Raw genomic sequence first — 18,799 nt, forward strand, 5'->3', positions numbered from 1 at the left:
GCCTACCTCGCCTCGTGCGCCAGCGCCACGGCCTCGCGCAGGACCCGCGCGTCGCCGATATGATTGGCGAGGATCAGGACGAGGCGAGCATTGAGCGCAGCGCTCCCGCGCTCATCGAGATCGCGATGCGCCTGGGCGAGCAGGCGGAAGGCGGAATCGGGATCGGCAAAGCGCGCTTCGCGGGCGAGCTCACTCGCGGGGGTCGTGGCAACTGCAGCATTCATCCCCTGCCCTCCATCCGCGCGATCGCAACCTCGATCGCCGCGCGCTCGGGTTTCAGGAAGCGTGCCGCGACATGCCCGTCCGGCCGCAGCAGCACGGCTGCGCCGCCCTCCAGAGCATAGCGCTGGCGCAAGGTGCTATCGCCGGCGGCTGGCTCGATCGCAAGCACGCCGACCGGCGCAATCCTTGCCGCGCCTTCACCGAGCAGGATCGCCTGCCCCGCCGCGAAAGCCTCGCTGAGCCAAGCGCAAGAGACGCCGGCAACGGGAGCATCGAGGAAGGGCGCGCCGGGCGGCAGGTTGCCCTCCCCACCGTCGTCCTCGGTCGATAGCGGCGAACCGGCATAGGCTGAAGGCACGGAGAGCCGGCCGGAATTGACGAAGCGCTTGGCGAAGCCGGTCAGCGGCGCCAGCGACAGGGCCGCCTCGCGCAAGAGGCGCTCGCCCGGCGAGCGCGGCGCGATGAAGTCGGTCGCCCGTGTCGAATTCAGGATGTTCTCGTCGGCTGCGGCGAGGCGCTCGCTGTCATAGCTTGCGAGCAGCAAGGCCGGGCTCCTGCCCTGCAACACCAACGCCAGCTTCCAGCCGAGATTGTCGGCGTCCTGAATGCCGGAATTGGCACCGCGCGCACCGAAGGGCGAGACCTGATGGGCGGCGTCGCCGGCAAAGACGACGCGGCCATGCAGGAAGCGGTCGAGCCGGCGGCATTGGAAGCGGTAGACCGAGACCCATTCCAGCGAGAAATCGGCATGGCCGAGCATGCGCTCGATCCGGGGCCGCACGATCTCCGGCCGCTTCTCATGGTCCGGATCGGCATCTGGCCCGAGTTGCAGGTCGATGCGCCAGATATCGTCCGGCTGCTTGTGCAGCAGCGCTGACTGGCCGGAATGGAAGGGCGGATCGAACCAGAACCAGCGCTCGGTCGGGAACGGCGCGGTCATCTTCACATCGGCGATGAGGAAGCGGTCCTCGAAGGCCTCGCCGCGGAACTCCAGTCCGAGCAGGCCGCGCGTCGGCGAGCGGGCGCCATCGCAAGCGATGAGCCAGTCGGCCTCAAGCGCATAGTCTCCTTCTGGCGTCGCGATCGTCAGCCTGGCGCCGTCCTCGCGGTTTTCCAGGCCGGCCAGCCGGTTGCTCCAGCGCAGATCGACCAGCGGCTCGGCAAGCACGGCCTCGACCAGCGCCGCCTCGACATAGAATTGCTGGAGATTGATGAAGGCCGGCTGCTTGTGATCGCCCTCGGGCAGGAGGTCGAACGCGTAGAGCTCAGTGTCGCCGCGAAAGACCCTGCCCTTCTGCCAGGTGACGCCCTTTGCGACCATCGCCTCGGCGAGCCCGAGCCGGTCGAAGATTTCGAGCGTGCGCTTGGCGAAGCAGATGGCGCGCGAGCCCTCGCCAATCCGGTCGGCATCGTCAATCAGCACAACCGGAACTTGCCGGCGCGCCAGATCGAGCGCCAGCGTCAGCCCGACCGGGCCGGCGCCGACGATGACCACCGGGTGCCGGGCGCGCGACGCCGCATCCTGGTCCGGGCTGCGACGATAGGCGAACTGGCGAAAGGGCTGCATGCGGCGATGCCTTCAGCCCCGCAGGTCCAGCCACATCTGGCGGTCGCGCTCGTCGGTCCAGATGCGGGGATGGTCGAGGCCGCCGGCCTCGTCATAGGCGCGGGTGACGTTGAAGGGCAGGCAATGCTCGAAGATCACCCAGTCGCCATAGGACGGCTTCAGCGTCTCATGGACGCGCTCGAAGGTCTCGCGCAGCGAACGCCCCTGGGCGACGTGCACTTTCACCGCCTCGTAAAGATCGGAGAGGAAAGCGCGCGTGCCCTTGATGCCGTCGGCGACCATCGCCCGGTTGGTCAGCGCCGCACCGCGGCCCGGCACCATCGCGGCGGGCGCGAAGGCGGCAAGCGCATCCAGCGTCGTCGGCCAGTCGGTGAAATGGGCGTCGCCGCAATAGGGCGTCGCGCCGTATTCGACGAGGTCGCCGGCGAAGATCACATTGGTGTCGGGCATCCAGGCGACGATGTCGCCGGCGGTGTGGCCGCGGCCGAGCTTCATCAATCGGACCTCGCGGCTGCCGAGCCAGATCGAGGCGTTGTGCGAGAAGGTCGTGGTCGGCCAGGTCAGACCGGGGCGGATCGAGTCAGCCCCTTGAAAGAGACGCGGGAAGCGGCCGATCTCGCTCGCCTTGTCCTCTTCGCCGCGCTCGACGATCATCGCCCGCGCCGCATCCGAGCAGACGATCTCCTTCGCGCCATAGGCCGGTGCGCCGAGGACGCGCACGGCATGATAATGCGAGAGCACGACATGGCTGACCGGCTTGTCGGTGACCTCGCGCACCCTGGCGATGACGCGCTCGGCCATGGTCGGCGTCGCCTGCGCATCGAAGACGAGCACGCTATCGTCGCCGACGACGACGCCGCTATTGGGATCGCCCTCGGCGGTATAGGCGTAGACGCCCTTGCCGACTTCCTCGAAGGAGACGGTCTTCTCGCCGAGATCGGCGGTGGAGGCGAAAGCGGGGGAGGACATGGAGCAACCTCGTAATTTTGTCGATATACTGACGTCATGCTCGGGCTTGCCCCGAGCATCTCAGGCCGCGCGAGGCTCCAGGGAGCGCCCTACTCGTCCTGAGATTCTCGGGTCTGCGCTTCGCTTCGCCCGAGAATGACGGTGCGGCCTACGGCGCATAGGGTAGGATTTCCTGCTCGATCGCGCCGAAGATCGAATGGCCGGCGGCGTCCTTCATCTCGATGCGGACACTATCGCCGAAGCGCAGGAAGGGCGTCTGCGGCGTACCCGTCCGGATAGTCTCGACCATGCGCTGCTCGGCGATACAGGCATAGCCGAGCCCGCCCTCCGAAACCGGCCGGCCCGGCCCGCCATCGGCGTCGCGGTTCGAGACCGTGCCGGAGCCGACGATGGTGCCGGCGACGAGCGGGCGGGTCTTGGCGGCATGGGCGATCAGCACGCCGAAGTCGAAGGTCATGTCGACGCCGGCCTCAGGCTTGCCGAAAGGCTTGCCATTGACCTGGGCGAGCAAAGGCAGGCTGAGCTTGCCGTCCTTCCAGGCAGAGCCGAGTTCGTCCGGCGTCACCGCCGTCGGCGAGAAGGCCGAGGACGGCTTTGATTGAAGGAAACCAAAGCCTTTCGCCAATTCGTTGGGGATCAGATTCCGCAAGCTCACGTCATTGACGAGCATGACGAGGCGGATCAGCCCCCTCGCCGCTTCGGGGCTGACGCCCATCGGCACGTCACCGGTAACGACGGCGATCTCGGCTTCGAGATCGATGCCGTAATCCTCACTCGCAAGCTTCACCGCCTCACGCGGGCCGAGGAAGGAATCGGAGCCGCCCTGGTACATCAGCGGATCGGTCCAGAAGCTCTCGGGCATCTCGGCCCCTCGCGCCTTCCTGACCAGCTCGACATGATTCACATAGGCCGAGCCGTCGACCCATTGATAGGCGCGCGGCAAGGGCGAGGCGCAGTCATGCTCGTGGAAACGGAAGGACGGCACCGAACCGTGCTCCAGGCTCTCGGCGAGATCGGCGAGGCGCGGCGCGCAGCGATCCCAGTCGTCGAGCGCGCCCTGCAGCGTCGCGACAACCGGAAAGGCGTCGGTCGCGCGGGTCAGGTCGTTCGAGACCACGACGAGGCGGCCATCCCGGCCATGCATGAGGGATGCGACTTTCATCTCTTTTCAATCCTCGCCGAACAGTGATGATGGCAGCAAATCGATCCCGGGGAGGAAAGTCCATGCAACGCCGTACGTTTTTGAAGACGGGCGCGCTCGCCGCAGCCGCCGCGCCGATCGCGATGCCCGCGATCGCGCAATCTAGCCCTGAGGTGAAATGGCGCCTGACCTCGAGCTTCCCGAAGCAGCTCGACACGATCTACGGCACCGCCCAGCAGTTCGCGAAGTTCATGGCCGACGCCACGGACGGCAAGTTCCAGGTTCAGACCTTCTCGGCCGGCGAGATCGTGCCCGGCCTGCAGGCGCTCGACGCGGTCACCTCCGGCACGGTCGAATGCGCGCATACGCCGACCTACTTCTATGTCGGCAAGGAGCCGGCGCTCGGGCTCGGCACCGGCATTCCCTTCGGCCTTAATGCCCGCCAGCAGCACAGCTGGTGGTTCTTCGGCGGCGGCGAAGAGGTCGTGAACGGGGCACTCGCCAAGTTCAACGCCTACTCGATCCCCTGCGGCAATTCCGGCTGCCAGATGGGCGGCTTCTTCCGCAAGGAGCTCAAGACGGTTGACGACCTCAAGGGCCTGAAGTTCCGCATCGGCGGGATGGGTGGGGCGGTGCTGGCCAAGCTCGGCGTGGTGCCGACCCAGATCGCAGCGGGCGACGTCTATCCGGCGCTGGAACGCGGCACGATCGACGCGGCCGAGTTCGTCGGCCCCTATGACGACGAGAAGCTCGGCTTCGTGAAGGTCGCGCCCTATTACTACTACCCCGGCTGGTGGGAGGGCGGCGCCATGCTGCACCTCGTCATCAACCAGGAGCAATGGAACAAGCTGCCCAAGCATTACCAGGCGATCGTCAGGCACGCCTGCGAGGCCGCCAACAACTGGATGCTGGCCAAGTACGATGCGGTGAACCCGGGCGGCCTGCGCCGGCTGATCGCCCAGGGCGCGCAGCTCAAGGCCTTCCCGCAGCCGATCATGGAAGCCTCGCTCAAAGCGGCCGAGGAGTATTACGCCGAGACCTCCGCCAAGAGCGAAGCCTTCAAGAAGGGCTACGAGTCGATGGTCGCCTTCCGCGGCGAGAACCTGCTCTGGTGGCAGGTCGCGGAACTCTCCTACGACGCCTTCATGAACCGGCTGCGCTCGCGCTGAAGACGGGCTGCGACGATCGCGCAGAACAGGGCGCGGGAGCCCTCCCCCCTTGTGGGGGAGGGTTGGGAGAGGGGTGACCGGGCGAGCCGCGTCGAGGCTTCGCCAGTGATCAGTCTCACGGCTGACTACCCCCCTCTCTGCCTCTCCCCCACAAGGGGGGAGAGAGTAGGCAGCGGCGCGCGAGCCTCTCACCACGCCTCGGGCTTGTTCGGGTCGAAGCGCTTCTTCAGCTCGCTCCAGCAGTCGCTGTAATTGTCCTGCAGCTCCGGCAGGCCGGCAGCGTAGCCGGTGACGCGCTGGGCGAATCGCGTCTCGAACATGAAGGCCATGGTGCCGGTGAGCTTGACCGGCTTCAGCTCGACCGTACTGGCATGCTCGAAGGCCTGCGCATCCGGGCCGTGCGGCAGCATCATGTTGTGCAGGCTGAAGCCGCCGGGGGTGAAGCCCTCGGGTTTGGCGTCGTAGACGCCGTAGATCAGCCCCATGAACTCCGACATGATGTTGCGGTGATACCAGGGCGGGCGGAAGGTGTTCTCCGCCACCATCCAGCGCTCGGGGAAGATGACGAAGTCGATATTGGCGGTGCCGGGTGTCTCCGAGGGCGCCGTCAGCACGGTGAAGATCGACGGGTCGGGATGGTCGAAGGAGATCGCGCCGACCGGCGAATAATGACGCAGGTCGTATTTGTAGGGCGCATAGTTGCCGTGCCAGGCGACGACATCGAGCGGCGACTGGTCGACCTTGGTCAAGAACAACTCACCGCCCCATTTGGCGTAGAGCGTCGAAAGCTCCTCGATGTCCTCATAGGCGGCGACCGGAGTGAGGAAGTCGCGCGGATTGGCGAGGCAGTTGGCGCCGATCGGCCCGCGATCGGGCAATGTGAACGCGCCGCCATAGTTCTCGCAGACATAGGCGCGCGCCGGCCCGCCCATCAATTCGACGCGGAAGACGACGCCGCGCGGGATGATGCAGATCTCGCCCGGCTCGATCTCGATGATGCCGAACTCGGTGAAGAAGCGGAGCTTTCCCTCCTGTGCGACGACGAGATACTCGCCATCGGCGTTGAAGACGTATTCCTTCTCCATCGAGGCGGTGACGAAGAGCATGTGCGCCGCCATCCCGGCCTGGCTGTCGGCGTCGCCGGCGGTGGTCAGGGTGCGCAGGCCTGTGAGGAAGGTCAGCTTCTCCTGCGGGACCGGGATCGGGCTCCAGCGTAATTGGCCGAGCGACGGCTTCGTCTCGTCGCGGCAGGGCGCGGTGCGCATCAATCCCTTGTCCACCAGCGTCCAGCGGCCGCCATGCTTGACGCTCGGGCGGATGCGGTAGAGCCAGGAGCGCTCGTTGGTCGAGCGCGGCGCGGTGAAGGGCGAACCGGAGAGTTGCTCGGCATAGAGGCCATAGGCTGCCTTCTGCGGCGAGTTGCGGCCGATCGGCAGCGCGCCCGGCAGGCTCTCGGTCTCGAAGGAATTGCCGAAGCCGGACATGTAGCGGCGGCCGCCCCGGACCTGCTCGCCGAAGCTCGACTGAAGCGTGGTCTGCACGTTCATGGCTGGACCTCCTCCTGATGCGTTTCCACGGCTGGCCGCTTTGACAGGCGCTGCCGTTGCGTGATGATCACGGCGGCAGCCTTCAGCGGCCTTGGCTCAACCCCGATTAGTTACATGTGCAACTAATGTCAACGAAACAAAAGCCGCCCTCTCCCGATCGCACCCTGCATCTCGAGCAGTTTCTGCCCTACCGGCTGAACGTCGTCGGCTTCTTCGCCAGCCGGGGGCTCGGCCGGGTCTACGGCACACGCTTCGGCATCGGCATCCCGGAATGGCGGGTGATCGCGCAGCTCGGCGAGTTCGGGCAATTGACCTCGCGCGACATCGGCGAGCTCTCGCAGATGCACAAGACCAAGGTTTCGCGCGCCGTGGCCGAACTCGACAAGCGCGGACTGGTGACACGAGCCGAGAACCGGGCCGACCGGCGCGAGGCCTTCGTCGCGCTGACGCCCGCGGGCCAGCGCATCTACGCCCAGATCGTGCCGCTGGCGCTCGCCTTCGAGGAGCGCTGGATCGAGGGCATCTCGGCTGAGGAGCTACGGGTGTTCGAGCGCGTGCTGGCGGTGCTGACCGAGCGCGGCCGCCACCTTGCCGGCGCCTACCAGACCGAGGAGGCCTGATCTCAAAAAGCCGTGATCGGGAACGCAGGATTTGCCGCCGATGGCACGATATGCGATGCGCAAGGCCTTCCGGGCGGCACGTCGAATCGGCTCTCTCGGACGATCTGACGCGCGCCTCCTTAGTTCCGTCGCGTTTGTAGCATGTGCTTTGCCGGTGCAGGCGACCGACGCCGGCATGGGACGGGTCACAGGGATAGCAGCTCTGCCTTCGATGATTTTCGCTTCGCTCCGACGCGTGCTCGCTCCGGCGCTGGCTTTCGCCGCGTTGACAGGCGCAGCCTTGGCGCAGTCGCCGGCTTGCGACAACTGGCGCGCAGAACTGTCGAACTTGCAAGGCCAGCGCGGTGGCGATCCCCGCGCCGCCCAGGCGGCGCAGCGCGTCGCCGGCCAGCTGGCGCAGCTCTCAAGCCAGTATCGGTCGATGGGCTGCGATCGCGGCGGCGGCTTCCTGTTCTTCGGCGAGGCGCCGCCCCCGCAATGCGGCGGCATCCGGGCGCAGCTCGGCGCTCTGCAGCAGCAATATGGCCAGCTCCAGCAGCAGGCGCAGGGTGGCGGTGTCGAGCAGCGGCGGGCCCAGCTCGCTGCGCTGATCAACAACAATTGCCGGGCGCCGCAGCAGCGCGGCTTCTTCGAGACGATATTCGGCATCGAGCCGCGCCGCGGCGAGATCGATTCGACCCTGCCCGAGCTCGACCCCGACCAACCGACCGAGCCGACGGAAGGCGGAGCACGCCAGGGCGGCCCCTATTCGGTCTGCGTGCGCAGTTGCGACGGCTACTTCTTCCCGCTCGCCAACAGCCCGGGCGGACGCGAGAGCCAGGACGAGATGTGCCAGTCGCTCTGCCCCGGCAGCGAGACGCTGGCCTATGGCATGAGCAGCGGCGGCGACATCCAGAACGCGGTGGCCCGCACCACCGGCCAGCCCTACTCGTCCCTGCCGAACGCGCTCAAATACACCCGCAGCTTCGACGCCGCCTGCACCTGCCGAGGGCAGGGCCAGAGCTGGGCCCAGGCGCTGCAGAACGCCGAGCAGATGCTCGAGCAGCGCAAGGGCGACATCATCGTCACCGAGCAGCGCTCGCAGGAACTGTCGCGGCCGAAGCCCGAACAGCCGCAGCGCGGCAAGAAGGGCGCCGCCAATGCCGCCGCAGCGGAGGCCAAACCGACCGGCCCGGCGCCGACCGCGCTTCAGGCCGCCCCGGGCGACGAGCCGACGCCGGACACCAACGTGCCGACCGCGAGCACCGAATCCGCCGGCGTCGGGCCCCAGCGGATCGACGGCGAGAAGACGCTGCAGCAGGGCGACGGCCTGAAGCGTGAGAGCAAGAGCGTCACCGGCGAGCGCCGCACGGTCCGGATCGTCGCGCCGAACCTCGCTCCCAATCTCGGCGTCGGAGCGACCGCGCGGCCATGAGGCAGCCCGGCCGCGCCATGCGCCGGAAGCAACTCTGACCAAATTTCACATCGCTGACCAGCAACGAACGCAAGGTTTAGATCAACGTTCTGCTGCCGGCGCCCGCTGCTGCTCGCGCCGGCTTTCAAACGCGGAGCGAGCCATGTCCGATCCAGCAATCGCCACCCCCGCCCCTCACGGCATGGACGTCGCCGATACCGCGCGCCGCCTGAAGGCGATCTTCATCGGCTCGGTCGGCAATCTGGTCGAGTGGTACGATTTCTACGCCTACACTGCCTTCGCGCTCTATTTCGCGCCCAAGTTCTTCCCCTCGCATGATCCGGTGGTGGTGCAGCTCAACGCCGCGACCTTGTTCGCCGCCGGCTTCATCGTGCGCCCGATCGGCGGCTGGCTGTTCGGCCATATCGCCGACCGCTATGGACGGCGGCTGTCATTGACCGTCTCGGTGCTGATGATGTGCTTCGGCTCGCTGATCATCGCAGTGACGCCGACCTATGAGACGATCGGCTTCGCCGCGCCGGTTCTTCTGGCGCTGGCCCGGATCATCGAGGGCCTGAGCCTCGGCGGCGAATACGGGGCGAGCGCGACCTATCTCACCGAGATCGCGCATCCCGACCATCGCGGCTTCTATTCGAGCTTTCAGTATGTGACGCTGATCGGCGGGCAGCTCACCGCGATCCTGGTGCTGCTCCTGCTGCAGAATGTCTTCCTGACCCATGAGCAGCTGGTGGAATGGGGCTGGCGCATCCCCTTCGTGATCGGCGCGATGCTGGCGGTCACCGCCATGTTCATGCGCCGGAACATGCACGAGACGGAAGCGTTCAACGAGGCCAAGAAGGCCGGCCCGGCCAAGGAAAGCTCGCTGCGCGGGCTGCTGAAATACCCGCGCGAGGTCGCGATCGTGGTCGGGCTGACGGCGGGCGGCACCGCCGCCTTCTACACCTTCACCACCTATATGCAGACCTTCGTGAAGCAGACGGTCGGCCTCTCCGACATCGTCACCACCTATGTCATCGCCGGCTCGCTGATCTTCGCCTCGATCCTGCAGCCGCTCTACGGCATGCTGTCCGACCGGATCGGCCGCAAGCCGCTGCTGATCTTCTTCGGCGTCGCCGGAACGCTGCTCACCGTGCCGATCCTGTCGGCGCTGGAACAGACCAAGTCGCCCTGGACCGCCTTCCTGCTGATCTCGGCGGCCTGGCTCTTCGTCGCCGGCTACACCTCGATCAACGCCGTGGTGAAGGCCGAACTGTTCCCGACTTCGATCCGCGCCACCGGCGTCGCCGTGCCCTATGCGCTGACCGTCTCGATCTTCGGCGGCACCGCCCCGGCGATCGCCCTGTTCTTCAAGCAGCAGGGCCACGAGCAGTGGTTCTACTACTACCTCTCGGCGGTGATCTTCATCTCGCTGCTGGTCTATTCGACGATGCGCGACACCAAGCACGAGTCGGCGATGCACCGGCACGAGTGAGCTGAGCCGCATCGCTGGCTTCAGGGACCGCAAGCCCGGAGGCGATCCAGGCCGCTGCCGCCGGCCCCTCACGTCGTAAAAATGCTTTATCGCGCCCGGCCCTACCCGAGCCATGGGGCGATTGCGTTTCGACCGACCCCATCCTGTAATACGGTCTACCATGACGAAAGCCGTATCAGGGCGGAGGCACATGGCAGCGACGCAGTTGTTCGAGCTGGTGATCGGGATGTTCGCCGCGATCATCGCGCTGCACTACGCCGCCCATAAATTGAGATTGCCTCCCTCGGTGGCGCTGCTTGCCGGCGGTGGCCTGCTCGCCTTCCTGCCGGGCCTGCCCGCCATCGCGATCGATCCCGGGCTGGTGCTCGTCATCTTCCTGCCCCCGCTGCTCATGGACGGTGCCTGGTCGATCGCACTGCGTCGCCTGCGCCGCCATCTGATCGGCATCGCCTCGCTCGCCGTCGGCGCCGTGCTCTTCACCACCGCCGTCGTCGCGGTGGTGACCCATCTCCTGTTCCCGTCACTGCCCTGGGCGGCATGCGCGGCGCTCGGCGCGATCGTCTCGCCGCCCGATGCGATTTCCGCCCGCGCCGTGCTGCAACGGGTCAAGCTGCCCCGGCGCCTGCAGATCCTGCTCGAAGGCGAGAGCCTGCTCAACGATGCGAGCGGCCTGGTGCTCTTCCGTTTCGCCATCGCCGCCGCTGCTACCGGCGCCTTCAGCGCGGTCGACGCGGTGGGTAGCTTTTTCCTGCTGGCGTTCGGCGGCGCCCTCATCGGCGCAGCCGTCGGCACGGCCTGGGTATTGCTCGTGCGACGCCTAGGCGACGAATACCTCGTCATCGCTGCGACGGCCCTGTTGTCCTGGACATCCTATCTGCTCGGCGAAATACTTCATGTCTCCGGCGTCATCGCCACCGTCACCGCCGGGCTGATCGCAGGCTGGCACCAGCACACTGTCTTCTCGGCCGCGATACGCATGCGCGGCACATCGTTCTGGACCGTGATGATCTTCCTGATGGAGGCCTCCGTCTTCATCCTGATCGGCTTGTCCCTGCGCGGCGTCGTGGAGCGCGGAGGCGGTTTCGGCGAGATGTTCGCGACGATGGGATGGCCGATCCTCGCGATCCTGATCGCGCTCACCCTGGCGCGCTTCGCCTGGGTGTTCGGCTCAGATCTGGTGATCAGGTTCTGCAATGTCCTGGGGCTCGAGCCCTACACCCCGCTCGGTGCCCGCGGCTCGGTCGTGCTGAGCTGGGCCGGCGTTCGCGGCGTGGTCACGCTGGCCCTGGCACTCAGCATCCCCGAAGGCTTCCCCGGCCGCGACTTCATCCTGGTGACCGCGTTCGCCGTCATTCTCGGCACCGTGCTGATCCAGGGGACGACGCTGGGCCGCGTTATCGCCTGGGCGAAGCTGACAGAGCCGGTGTCCTACAAGGCGCGCATGACCATGAGCCAGGCCGAAGCTGCCATGTCCCAGGCGCAACTGGTAACCGTCGAAGGCCTGGCCTATGATGGCGAGGGCAACCTGGTCCATCCCAGCCTGCTGGAACGCTATCAGCGCAGGAGCAAGGTCATCGTCGACTATGCCGAGCGCACGGAGCACTACACGCCCCTGTTCAACGCCCATTTCGATGTGATCCTGGCGGCGATCGCCACCGGGCGCGGCGAGCTCATCCGATTGCACCGCGCCGGCGACATCGATGACGAGACTCTGCACGAACTGGAACGGGACCTCGATATCGAGGAGCTGGGTGCGACGTTCGGCAAGACCTGACGGCGATCAAGCCTTCTCGCCAGCTAACCGCTTCAGCGCCTTCTCCCGCCCTATCAGCGGCAGCAGCGCCGCCAGCTCCGGGCCGTGGTCGAGGCCGGTCAGGGCCTGGCGCAGCGGCATGAACAGCGCCTTGCCCTTGGCGCCCGTCGCGGCCGCCACGGCTTGCGTCCAGCTCTTCCAGGTCGTCTGATCGAAAGGCTCCGACGGCAACAGCTCCGCCGCCTGAGCCGCGAAGGCCTTGTCGGCGACGTGCGGTTCGAGCGGCCCCTCGACCACTGTCCACCAATCTTTGGCGCCCGAGAGCCGGGCGAGATTGCCGCGTATGGCAAGCCAAAACGGCTCGCTCGCCGGAATAGCGAGTTGCTTCAGCCGCTCCTCGACCGTCGCGAAATCCAGCTGGTGCAAGGTGCGGGCGGAGAGCGTCTCCAGTTCGTGCTCGTCGAACTTGGCCGGAGCGCGCGAGACATGGGCGAGATCGACGAGGCCAGCGAGCTCGTCGAGGGTCGAGACCGGTCGAACCGCATCGGAGGAGCCGGTCAGCACGGCCAGCGCCGCCACCGCCAGTGCCTCGATGCCGGATTCGCGCAGACCCCGGAGCGAGAGATGGCCGAGGCGCTTCGACAGGCCCTCGCCGCTCGCGGTGGTCAGCAGGTTGTGGTGGCCGAAGGTGGGCAGTGTGCCACCGAGCGCCTGCATGATCTGGATCTGCACGGCGGTGTTGGTGACGTGGTCCTCGCCGCGGATGACATGGGTGATGCCCATGTCGAGGTCATCGACGACCGAGGGCAACGTGTAGGGATAGGTGCCGTCTTCGCGGACCAGCACCGTATCGGAGAGCGAGGCGCAGTCGACATGCGACGGGCCGCGGACGAGATCGTCCCAGCCGATCTCCTCCCAGTCGAGCAGGAAGCGCCAATGCGGCTTGCGGCCTTCGGCTTCGAGCTTTCCGCGCTCCTCGACAGTCAGCTTCAGGCCGGCGCGATCATAGACCGGCGGCAAGCCACGGGCGAGCTGGCGCTTGCGCTTGCGATCGAGCTCGTCGGCGCTCTCATAGCAGGGGTAGAGGCGGCCAGCGGCGCGCAGCTTGTCGGCCGCGGCGTCGTAGAGCGCGATCCGCTCCGACTGCTTGATGCTGGCGTCAGGCACGACGCCGAGCCAGCCAAGGTCCTCGGCGATCGCATCGGCGAATTCCGGCTTCGAGCGCGCCTGGTCGGTGTCGTCATAACGCAGCAGGAAGCGCCCGCCATGGCGCTTGGCGAAGAGCCAGTTGAACATCAGCGAGCGGGCATTGCCGATGTGCAGATGGCCGGTCGGCGACGGGGCGGTGCGGACGAAGGGTGTGGTCATGACCGGCCGCTTGTCGCGCGGGAACGGCGCGAGGGCAAGGGCATCGCACAGCCCTGGCGGAAGGAGATCGACAAGCGCTCAGATTGACGCAAGGTTAGAAGGCGGCGGGACGGTCGCTATCTGCGCTGGGAGGCGAGGATGAGCATCACGGCTTCGGTCGGGTTCGGCGGCAAGAACACGGCTCCAGATACCCGCCTGGTCCAGGCGATGATCAATCCGCATACGGCCGCGCTCGGCATCGACCTGCTCGAGGTCGACGGCGATTGCGGGCCGCTGACCAGAGGCGGGATCAAGCGCTACCAGCAGGTCTTCCTGAAGATGCCGAGCCCCGACTCCCGGGTCGACCCGGGCGGCAAGACCTTCCTGCACATGGCCAACAACCCCGCGCCGGCCGGCGTCGTGGTCAGCGCCTCGCGCCTGCCGATCAAGCTCAAGGCCGGCGACTTCCTGCAGGTGCCGGTGGTGATGGACCCGGCGGACGGCACGGTCCAGGACGCCTACACTGCCTTCGAGTACGAAATCTTCGACAAGGGCGCCCGCATGGTCGGGACCGACTATGCCTTCGGCGTGCCCAACGACATCGAGGTCTGGCCGAACGCACAGGTCAGGATCGGCGTGACTTTGGACGCGGGCCTGCTGGCGCATGAGCAGTTTCACTACGATGTCGGCTTCGTCGTCTGCCGGGCGCTGGCGCACCAGCTCACCATCGCCCGCGCCCCGACTATCGGCGGGCTGGTGACGCAGCTCACCAGCCTCGTCAATCTGCACATCAATAAGCGGGTCAAGCTGATCCAGCGCCGCTACGACATCGACACCCAGCACGGGCTCAACGCCAAATACCAACGCATCTGGCTCGACCGGATGACCGCCTGCATCGCCAATCCAACGGCGAACCAGATCGGCGGGTTCTGGCTCTAAAAGTCGAAGCTCTCGCCACCGGCCTTGCCGACGCCCTTGACCAGCGACCGGTCCAGCTGGTGCGCCGGCTCGCCGGAATCGCGGAAGCGGTTGACGATCGGGTAGCGCCGGTCGCGGCCGAAGTTCTTGCGGGTGACCTTGACGCCCGGCGCCGCCTGCCGCCGCTTGTACTCGGCGAGATAGAGCAGGCGCTCGACCTTCTGCACCGTCTCGAGATCGTGGCCGCGCGCGACGATGTCGGCGAGGCGCATCTCGTGCTCGATCAGGCAGGCGAGGATGTCGTCGAGCACCTCATAGGGCGGCAGCGAATCCTGATCCTTCTGGTTCTCGCGCAGTTCGGCTGAAGGCGGCTTGATGATGATGTTCTCGGGGATCACCTCGCCATCCGGCCCGAGCGCGCCCGCCGGCTTCCAGCGGTTGCGCAGGGCCGAGAGGCGGAAGACCTCGGTCTTGTAGAGATCCTTGATCGGGTTGTAGCCGCCGTTCATGTCGCCATAGAGCGTGGCGTAGCCGCAGGACATCTCCGACTTGTTGCCGGTCGTCACCACCATCGGCCCGAACTTGTTCGAGATCGACATCAGGAGCGTGCCGCGGACACGGCTCTGCAGGTTCTCCTCGGTGATGCCGCGATTGGTGCCGGCAAAGAGCTCGGCCAGTGCCTGCTCGAAGCCCTCGACCGGCTCGGCGATCGGTACGATCTCGTAGCGTACACCGAGCGCGTCGGCGCATTTCCTGGCGTCGTCGAGGCTCTCCTGCGAGGTAAAGCGATAGGGCATCATCACGCAGCGCACGCGTTCCGCGCCTAGCGCATCGACCGCGATAGCGGCACAGATAGCCGAATCGATGCCACCGGAGAGGCCGAGCACGACGCCGGGGAAGCGGTTCTTCTCAACATAGTCGCGCAGGCCCAGAACGCAGGCGGCGTAATCGGCCTCGTCGCCACTCTCGACCGGGGCGACCTCGCCGGGCAGGCAGCGCCAGCCGTCGGGCCCACGCTCCCATTGCGTGATCGCGATCGTCTCGCGGAAGGCCGGCAGCTGGTGCGCGAAGCTGCGGTCGGCATTGAGCACGAAGGAGGCGCCCTCGAAGACAAGCTCGTCCTGGCCGCCGAGCTGGTTGAGATAGACCATCGGCAGGCCGCTCTCGACGACGCGGGCGACGGCGACGTTGAGCCGCTCCTCGATCACACCACGACGGAAGGGCGAGCCGTTGGGAACCAGCAAGATTTCGCCGCCGGTCTCGGCGATGCACTCGACGACCTCCTCGCCCCAGATGTCCTCGCAAATCGGAATGCCCAGGCGGACATGGTTGCGGAAGACGACCGGGCCGGGCAGCGGGCCGGGCTCGAACACCCTCTTCTCGTCGAAGACGCCGTAGTTCGGCAGGTCAACCTTGAAGCGCACCGACTGGATCAGGCCGCCGTCGAGCAGTACATAGGCGTTGTAGAGCTTGCCATCCTCGAGCCAGGGCAGGCCGAGCAGCACGGCCGGGCCACCATCGGCGGTCTCGCGGGCAAGCTCCTCGCAGGCCTTGCGGCAAGCGTCCTGGAAGGCCGGCTTCAGCACCAGATCCTCCGGCGGGTAGGCCGAGAGGAAGAGCTCGGGGAACATCACGAGTTCGGCCCCGCCGGCAGCCGCCTCGCGGCGGGCGGCGCGCACCTTGTCGGCATTGCCGGCGACATCGCCGACGATCGGGTTGAGCTGGGCGAGCGCCAGGCGAAGAGAAGTCGTGGTCATGCTCCGGATGTAGCTTGCGGCCGGCGCGCCAGCAACGGGCCGGCGCCCTGCCCGCCCCTGCGTTTTCGCAAGGGCAGGTCAGACAAGCACTGAGCGAAAATCGGCCGAGTAGCGCAATTCGCGCAAGGGACGCACCGCCTGCGTCGTCTCGTCATAGATCGGATGCGCCTTCCAGGCGGCGAGCGCGGCCTCATCGGCGAACTCGCCATAGACGACGATGTCGATCTCGTTGCCGATCGGATCGATTCTGGCGTTGGCCACGACCTCGAAGGCAAGTGCGTGCGGGATCTCGCCGAGGCGACCGAGCAGGCGCTGGACCAGGCCGACATCATCGGCGCGCCTGGCCGTGAAGAATACGATGTGCCGGATCATCCGCCCTCTCCTCGCAGCCGGGAATCGCGCGTCCTGACCGCGGGCGGATGTCTGATCGAGGATGATCGGATCGGCAATCCATTAACCCGACATTAGGGTTAACCCGGCATGAATCATCTCCGGGCAGTGCAACCATCGTGCTGGCCACCGTTCGGAGAGACACGCGATGCGTGCTGGATCTATCGCCACCCTCGCCCCGGTCGTCGCAATCGCCTGCACGCTGGCGGTGCCGCAGGCGGCGCAAGGCGCCGACTATCTCAGGGGTTCGCAGATCGAGCAGCCTGTGGAGCCGCCGCCGATGTTCGGCGGTGGCCGCTTCGACTGGTCCGGCTTCTATCTCGGCGGCGGCGCCGGCGTCTCCGACACGAAATTCAAGCCCGGCGAGGGTATGGCTGCCCTCGCGAACTACGCCTTCCGCAATACCGCGCTCGGCGCGGAGAACGATTTGGGTTCCTGGGTCGGGAATCTGCCGGAAAAACGCGACAGCGGCGCGCAATTCTTCGGCATCGTCGGCTACAATTACCTGTTCGACGACGTCGTTCTCGGCTTCGAGGCCGACTACACGCGCTCGGGGCACAATTACAGCGTCAACGACTATATCGGACGGCGCACTTCCACTTCGGACGGTGCTGTCAACGATATCCGGATGACCTCTAATCAGAGTGCCAAGCTGAATGACTATGCGACGCTACGGCTGCGCATGGGCTGGGCCTACGGCCGGATCATGCCCTATGCGACGATCGGCGGCGCGATCGGCCGCTTCAATACGAGCTCGACGATCCAGTCGACCTGGTTCTTCACCCGCACCAATCCGGTCAGCGGCGCCACCGAGGCTTCTTACGCCACCGGTTACACACCAGCCAATCCATCCGTAGTTGGTGGCAGCAAGAAGAACACCTACGCCTTCGGCCTCAGCGCCGGCGCTGGCGTCGACTGGGCCCTCACCGACAACCTGTTCCTGCGCGCCGAGTACCAGATCATCCGCTTCGCCGAGATCGAGGGCACCACGACGACGGTCAACACCGGCCGTGTCGCCGCCGCGCTGAAGTTCTGAAGAACGCGATCCTCCAAACGAAACAGGGCCGCAGCGTTGCTGCGGCCCTGTTTCGTTGGCTGTATCGCCGAGATCACTCCGCGGCTTCGGCCTCCGGCCGCGCCCGGCCGGCGCGCTCGCGCTTGACCAGCTCGGCGACGAGGAAGGCGAGTTCCAGTGCCTGCTCGGCATTGAGGCGCGGATCGCAGACCGTGTGATAGCGGTCGTTGAGATCGGCGTCGGTCATGCCGCGAGCGCCGCCGGTGCATTCGGTGACGTTCTTGCCGGTCATTTCGAGGTGCAGGCCGCCGGCATGCGTCCCTTCCGCCTGATGGACGGCGAAGAAGTTCTTCACCTCGGTCAGGATCAGATCGAAGGGCCGGGTCTTGTAGCCGCTCGCCGCCTTGACGGTGTTGCCGTGCATCGGATCGCATGACCAGACGACGTTGCGCCCTTCCCGCTTGGTGGCGCGCACCAGAGCCGGCAGGTGGTCGAAGACCTTGTCGGCGCCGAAGCGGCCGATCAGCGTCAGGCGGCCGGCCTGGTTCTGCGGATCGAGCACATCGATCAGCTTGAGCAAGCCATCGACCGTGGTCGAGGGGCCGCATTTCAGGCCGATCGGGTTCTTGATGCCGCGGAAGAACTCGACATGGGCATGGTCGAGCTGGCGGGTGCGATCGCCGATCCAGACCATATGGCCTGAGGTGTCGTACCATTCGCCGGTGGTCGAGTCGGTGCGCGTCATCGCCTGCTCGTAGCCGAGTAGCAGCGCCTCGTGGCTGGTGTAGAAATCCGTGGTCCGCATCTCGGGATGCGTCTCGGGATCGACGCCGATGGCGCGCATGAAGTCGAGCGCCTCGGTGATGCGCTCGGCCACCTCCTGGTAGCGATGCGAGGCCGGCGAATCCTTGACGAAGCCGAGCATCCAGCGATGCGCCTGGTCGAGATTGGCGTAGCCGCCGGTCGCGAAGGCACGGAGCAGGTTCAGCGTCGCCGCCGACTGCCTGTAGGCCTCGAGCTGACGGCGCGGGTCCGGAATCCGGGACTCGGCCGTGAACTCGTTGTCGTTGATGATGTCGCCCTTGTAGCTCGGCAGTTCGACACCGCCGATCGTCTCGGTCGGGGTCGAACGCGGCTTGGCGAACTGGCCGGCGATACGGCCGATCTTCACCACTGGCGAGCCACCGGCAAAGGTCAGCACCACCGCCATCTGCAGGAACAGCCGGAAGAAGTCGCGGATATTGTCGGCCGAGTGCTCGGCGAAGCTTTCAGCGCAATCGCCACCCTGGAGGAGGAAGGCCTCACCGGCAGCGACCTTGCTCAACGCCCGTTTGAGCTTGCGCGCCTCGCCTGCAAAAACCAGCGGCGGAAAGCCGGCGAGCTGCTGCTCAACCGCCTTCAAGGCTGCCTGATCCGGATATTCCGGCATCTGCTGGACGGGCTTTGCCCTCCAGCTATCGGGCGTCCACCGCTCGGACATGGGTACTGCTCCTGATTTC

The 18,799-nt window shown here is 66.5% G+C and carries 16 protein-coding genes; 7 read left to right on the forward strand and 9 right to left on the reverse strand.

The window, feature by feature from the left end:
* Positions 1-2 precede the first annotated feature (2 nt).
* The 4 genes from BLM15_RS11310 to BLM15_RS11325 form a co-directional block, all read right to left on the reverse strand.
* Complete coding sequence (locus BLM15_RS11310; protein ID WP_126112840.1) at positions 3-224, reverse strand: DUF2783 domain-containing protein; 222 nt, start codon at positions 222-224, stop codon at positions 3-5.
* The gene (locus tag BLM15_RS11315; RefSeq protein WP_126112841.1) at positions 221-1,789 is read right to left on the reverse strand and encodes an FAD-dependent oxidoreductase; all 1,569 of its coding nucleotides are present in this window, start codon (positions 1,787-1,789) and stop codon (positions 221-223) included. Before BLM15_RS11315 ends, BLM15_RS11310 begins: the two co-directional genes overlap by 4 nt.
* Before the next feature lie 12 nt (positions 1,790-1,801).
* On the reverse strand, positions 1,802-2,758 hold the full coding sequence (locus BLM15_RS11320) for an MBL fold metallo-hydrolase (protein ID WP_126112842.1): 957 nt from the start codon (positions 2,756-2,758) through the stop codon (positions 1,802-1,804).
* 148 nt (positions 2,759-2,906) lie between these two features.
* Positions 2,907-3,920 (reverse strand): fumarylacetoacetate hydrolase family protein, encoded by a 1,014-nt coding sequence (locus tag BLM15_RS11325; RefSeq protein WP_126112843.1) that lies wholly within the window; start codon positions 3,918-3,920, stop codon positions 2,907-2,909.
* 62 nt (positions 3,921-3,982) lie between these two features.
* Between BLM15_RS11325 and BLM15_RS11330 the strand changes: the two genes are divergently transcribed.
* Entirely contained in the window at positions 3,983-5,068 is a 1,086-nt protein-coding gene (locus tag BLM15_RS11330; protein ID WP_126112844.1) for a TRAP transporter substrate-binding protein, read from the forward strand.
* 188 nt (positions 5,069-5,256) lie between these two features.
* Here the strand turns inward: BLM15_RS11330 and hmgA are convergent, their stop codons facing one another.
* Positions 5,257-6,615, reverse strand: a complete 1,359-nt coding sequence (gene hmgA, locus BLM15_RS11335) for a homogentisate 1,2-dioxygenase (RefSeq protein ID WP_126112845.1) — start codon at positions 6,613-6,615, stop codon at positions 5,257-5,259.
* Between the two features lie 125 nt (positions 6,616-6,740).
* On the opposite strand from hmgA, the gene BLM15_RS11340 reads away from it, so the two are divergent.
* From BLM15_RS11340 to BLM15_RS11355, 4 genes are all read left to right on the forward strand, one after another.
* Complete coding sequence (locus BLM15_RS11340) at positions 6,741-7,235, forward strand: MarR family winged helix-turn-helix transcriptional regulator (RefSeq protein WP_126112846.1); 495 nt, start codon at positions 6,741-6,743, stop codon at positions 7,233-7,235.
* A gap of 211 nt (positions 7,236-7,446) precedes the next feature.
* On the forward strand, positions 7,447-8,649 hold the full coding sequence (locus BLM15_RS11345) for a DUF2865 domain-containing protein (protein WP_126112847.1): 1,203 nt from the start codon (positions 7,447-7,449) through the stop codon (positions 8,647-8,649).
* A 142-nt stretch (positions 8,650-8,791) separates the two neighbouring features.
* A complete protein-coding gene (locus BLM15_RS11350) occupies positions 8,792-10,120 on the forward strand; it encodes an MFS transporter (protein WP_126112848.1) in 1,329 nt (442 codons plus the stop codon).
* Between the two features lie 190 nt (positions 10,121-10,310).
* A complete protein-coding gene (locus BLM15_RS11355; protein ID WP_126112849.1) occupies positions 10,311-11,894 on the forward strand; it encodes a Na+/H+ antiporter in 1,584 nt (527 codons plus the stop codon).
* Between the two features lie 6 nt (positions 11,895-11,900).
* Here the strand turns inward: BLM15_RS11355 and gltX are convergent, their stop codons facing one another.
* Positions 11,901-13,241 (reverse strand): glutamate--tRNA ligase, encoded by a 1,341-nt coding sequence (gene gltX / locus BLM15_RS11360; RefSeq protein WP_126112850.1) that lies wholly within the window; start codon positions 13,239-13,241, stop codon positions 11,901-11,903.
* A 138-nt stretch (positions 13,242-13,379) separates the two neighbouring features.
* Here gltX and BLM15_RS11365 point away from each other — a divergent pair, with 138 nt between their 5' ends.
* Complete coding sequence (locus BLM15_RS11365) at positions 13,380-14,159, forward strand: hypothetical protein (protein WP_126112851.1); 780 nt, start codon at positions 13,380-13,382, stop codon at positions 14,157-14,159.
* Here BLM15_RS11365 and BLM15_RS11370 read toward each other — a convergent pair.
* Positions 14,156-15,895, reverse strand: coding sequence for an NAD+ synthase (locus BLM15_RS11370; protein ID WP_126112852.1), 1,740 nt, complete (start codon positions 15,893-15,895; stop codon positions 14,156-14,158). The two genes, BLM15_RS11365 and BLM15_RS11370, sit on opposite strands and share 4 nt — an antisense overlap.
* A gap of 78 nt (positions 15,896-15,973) precedes the next feature.
* Entirely contained in the window at positions 15,974-16,267 is a 294-nt protein-coding gene (locus tag BLM15_RS11375) for a Dabb family protein (RefSeq protein WP_126112853.1), read from the reverse strand.
* A 166-nt stretch (positions 16,268-16,433) separates the two neighbouring features.
* Here BLM15_RS11375 and BLM15_RS11380 point away from each other — a divergent pair, with 166 nt between their 5' ends.
* A complete protein-coding gene (locus tag BLM15_RS11380; protein WP_126112854.1) occupies positions 16,434-17,321 on the forward strand; it encodes an outer membrane protein in 888 nt (295 codons plus the stop codon).
* 73 nt (positions 17,322-17,394) lie between these two features.
* Here the strand turns inward: BLM15_RS11380 and BLM15_RS11385 are convergent, their stop codons facing one another.
* Complete coding sequence (locus BLM15_RS11385) at positions 17,395-18,780, reverse strand: class II 3-deoxy-7-phosphoheptulonate synthase (protein WP_126112855.1); 1,386 nt, start codon at positions 18,778-18,780, stop codon at positions 17,395-17,397.
* Positions 18,781-18,799 lie beyond the last annotated feature (19 nt).

This window comes from Bosea sp. Tri-49 (assembly GCF_003952665.1).
Lineage (GTDB): Bacteria > Pseudomonadota > Alphaproteobacteria > Rhizobiales > Beijerinckiaceae > Allobosea.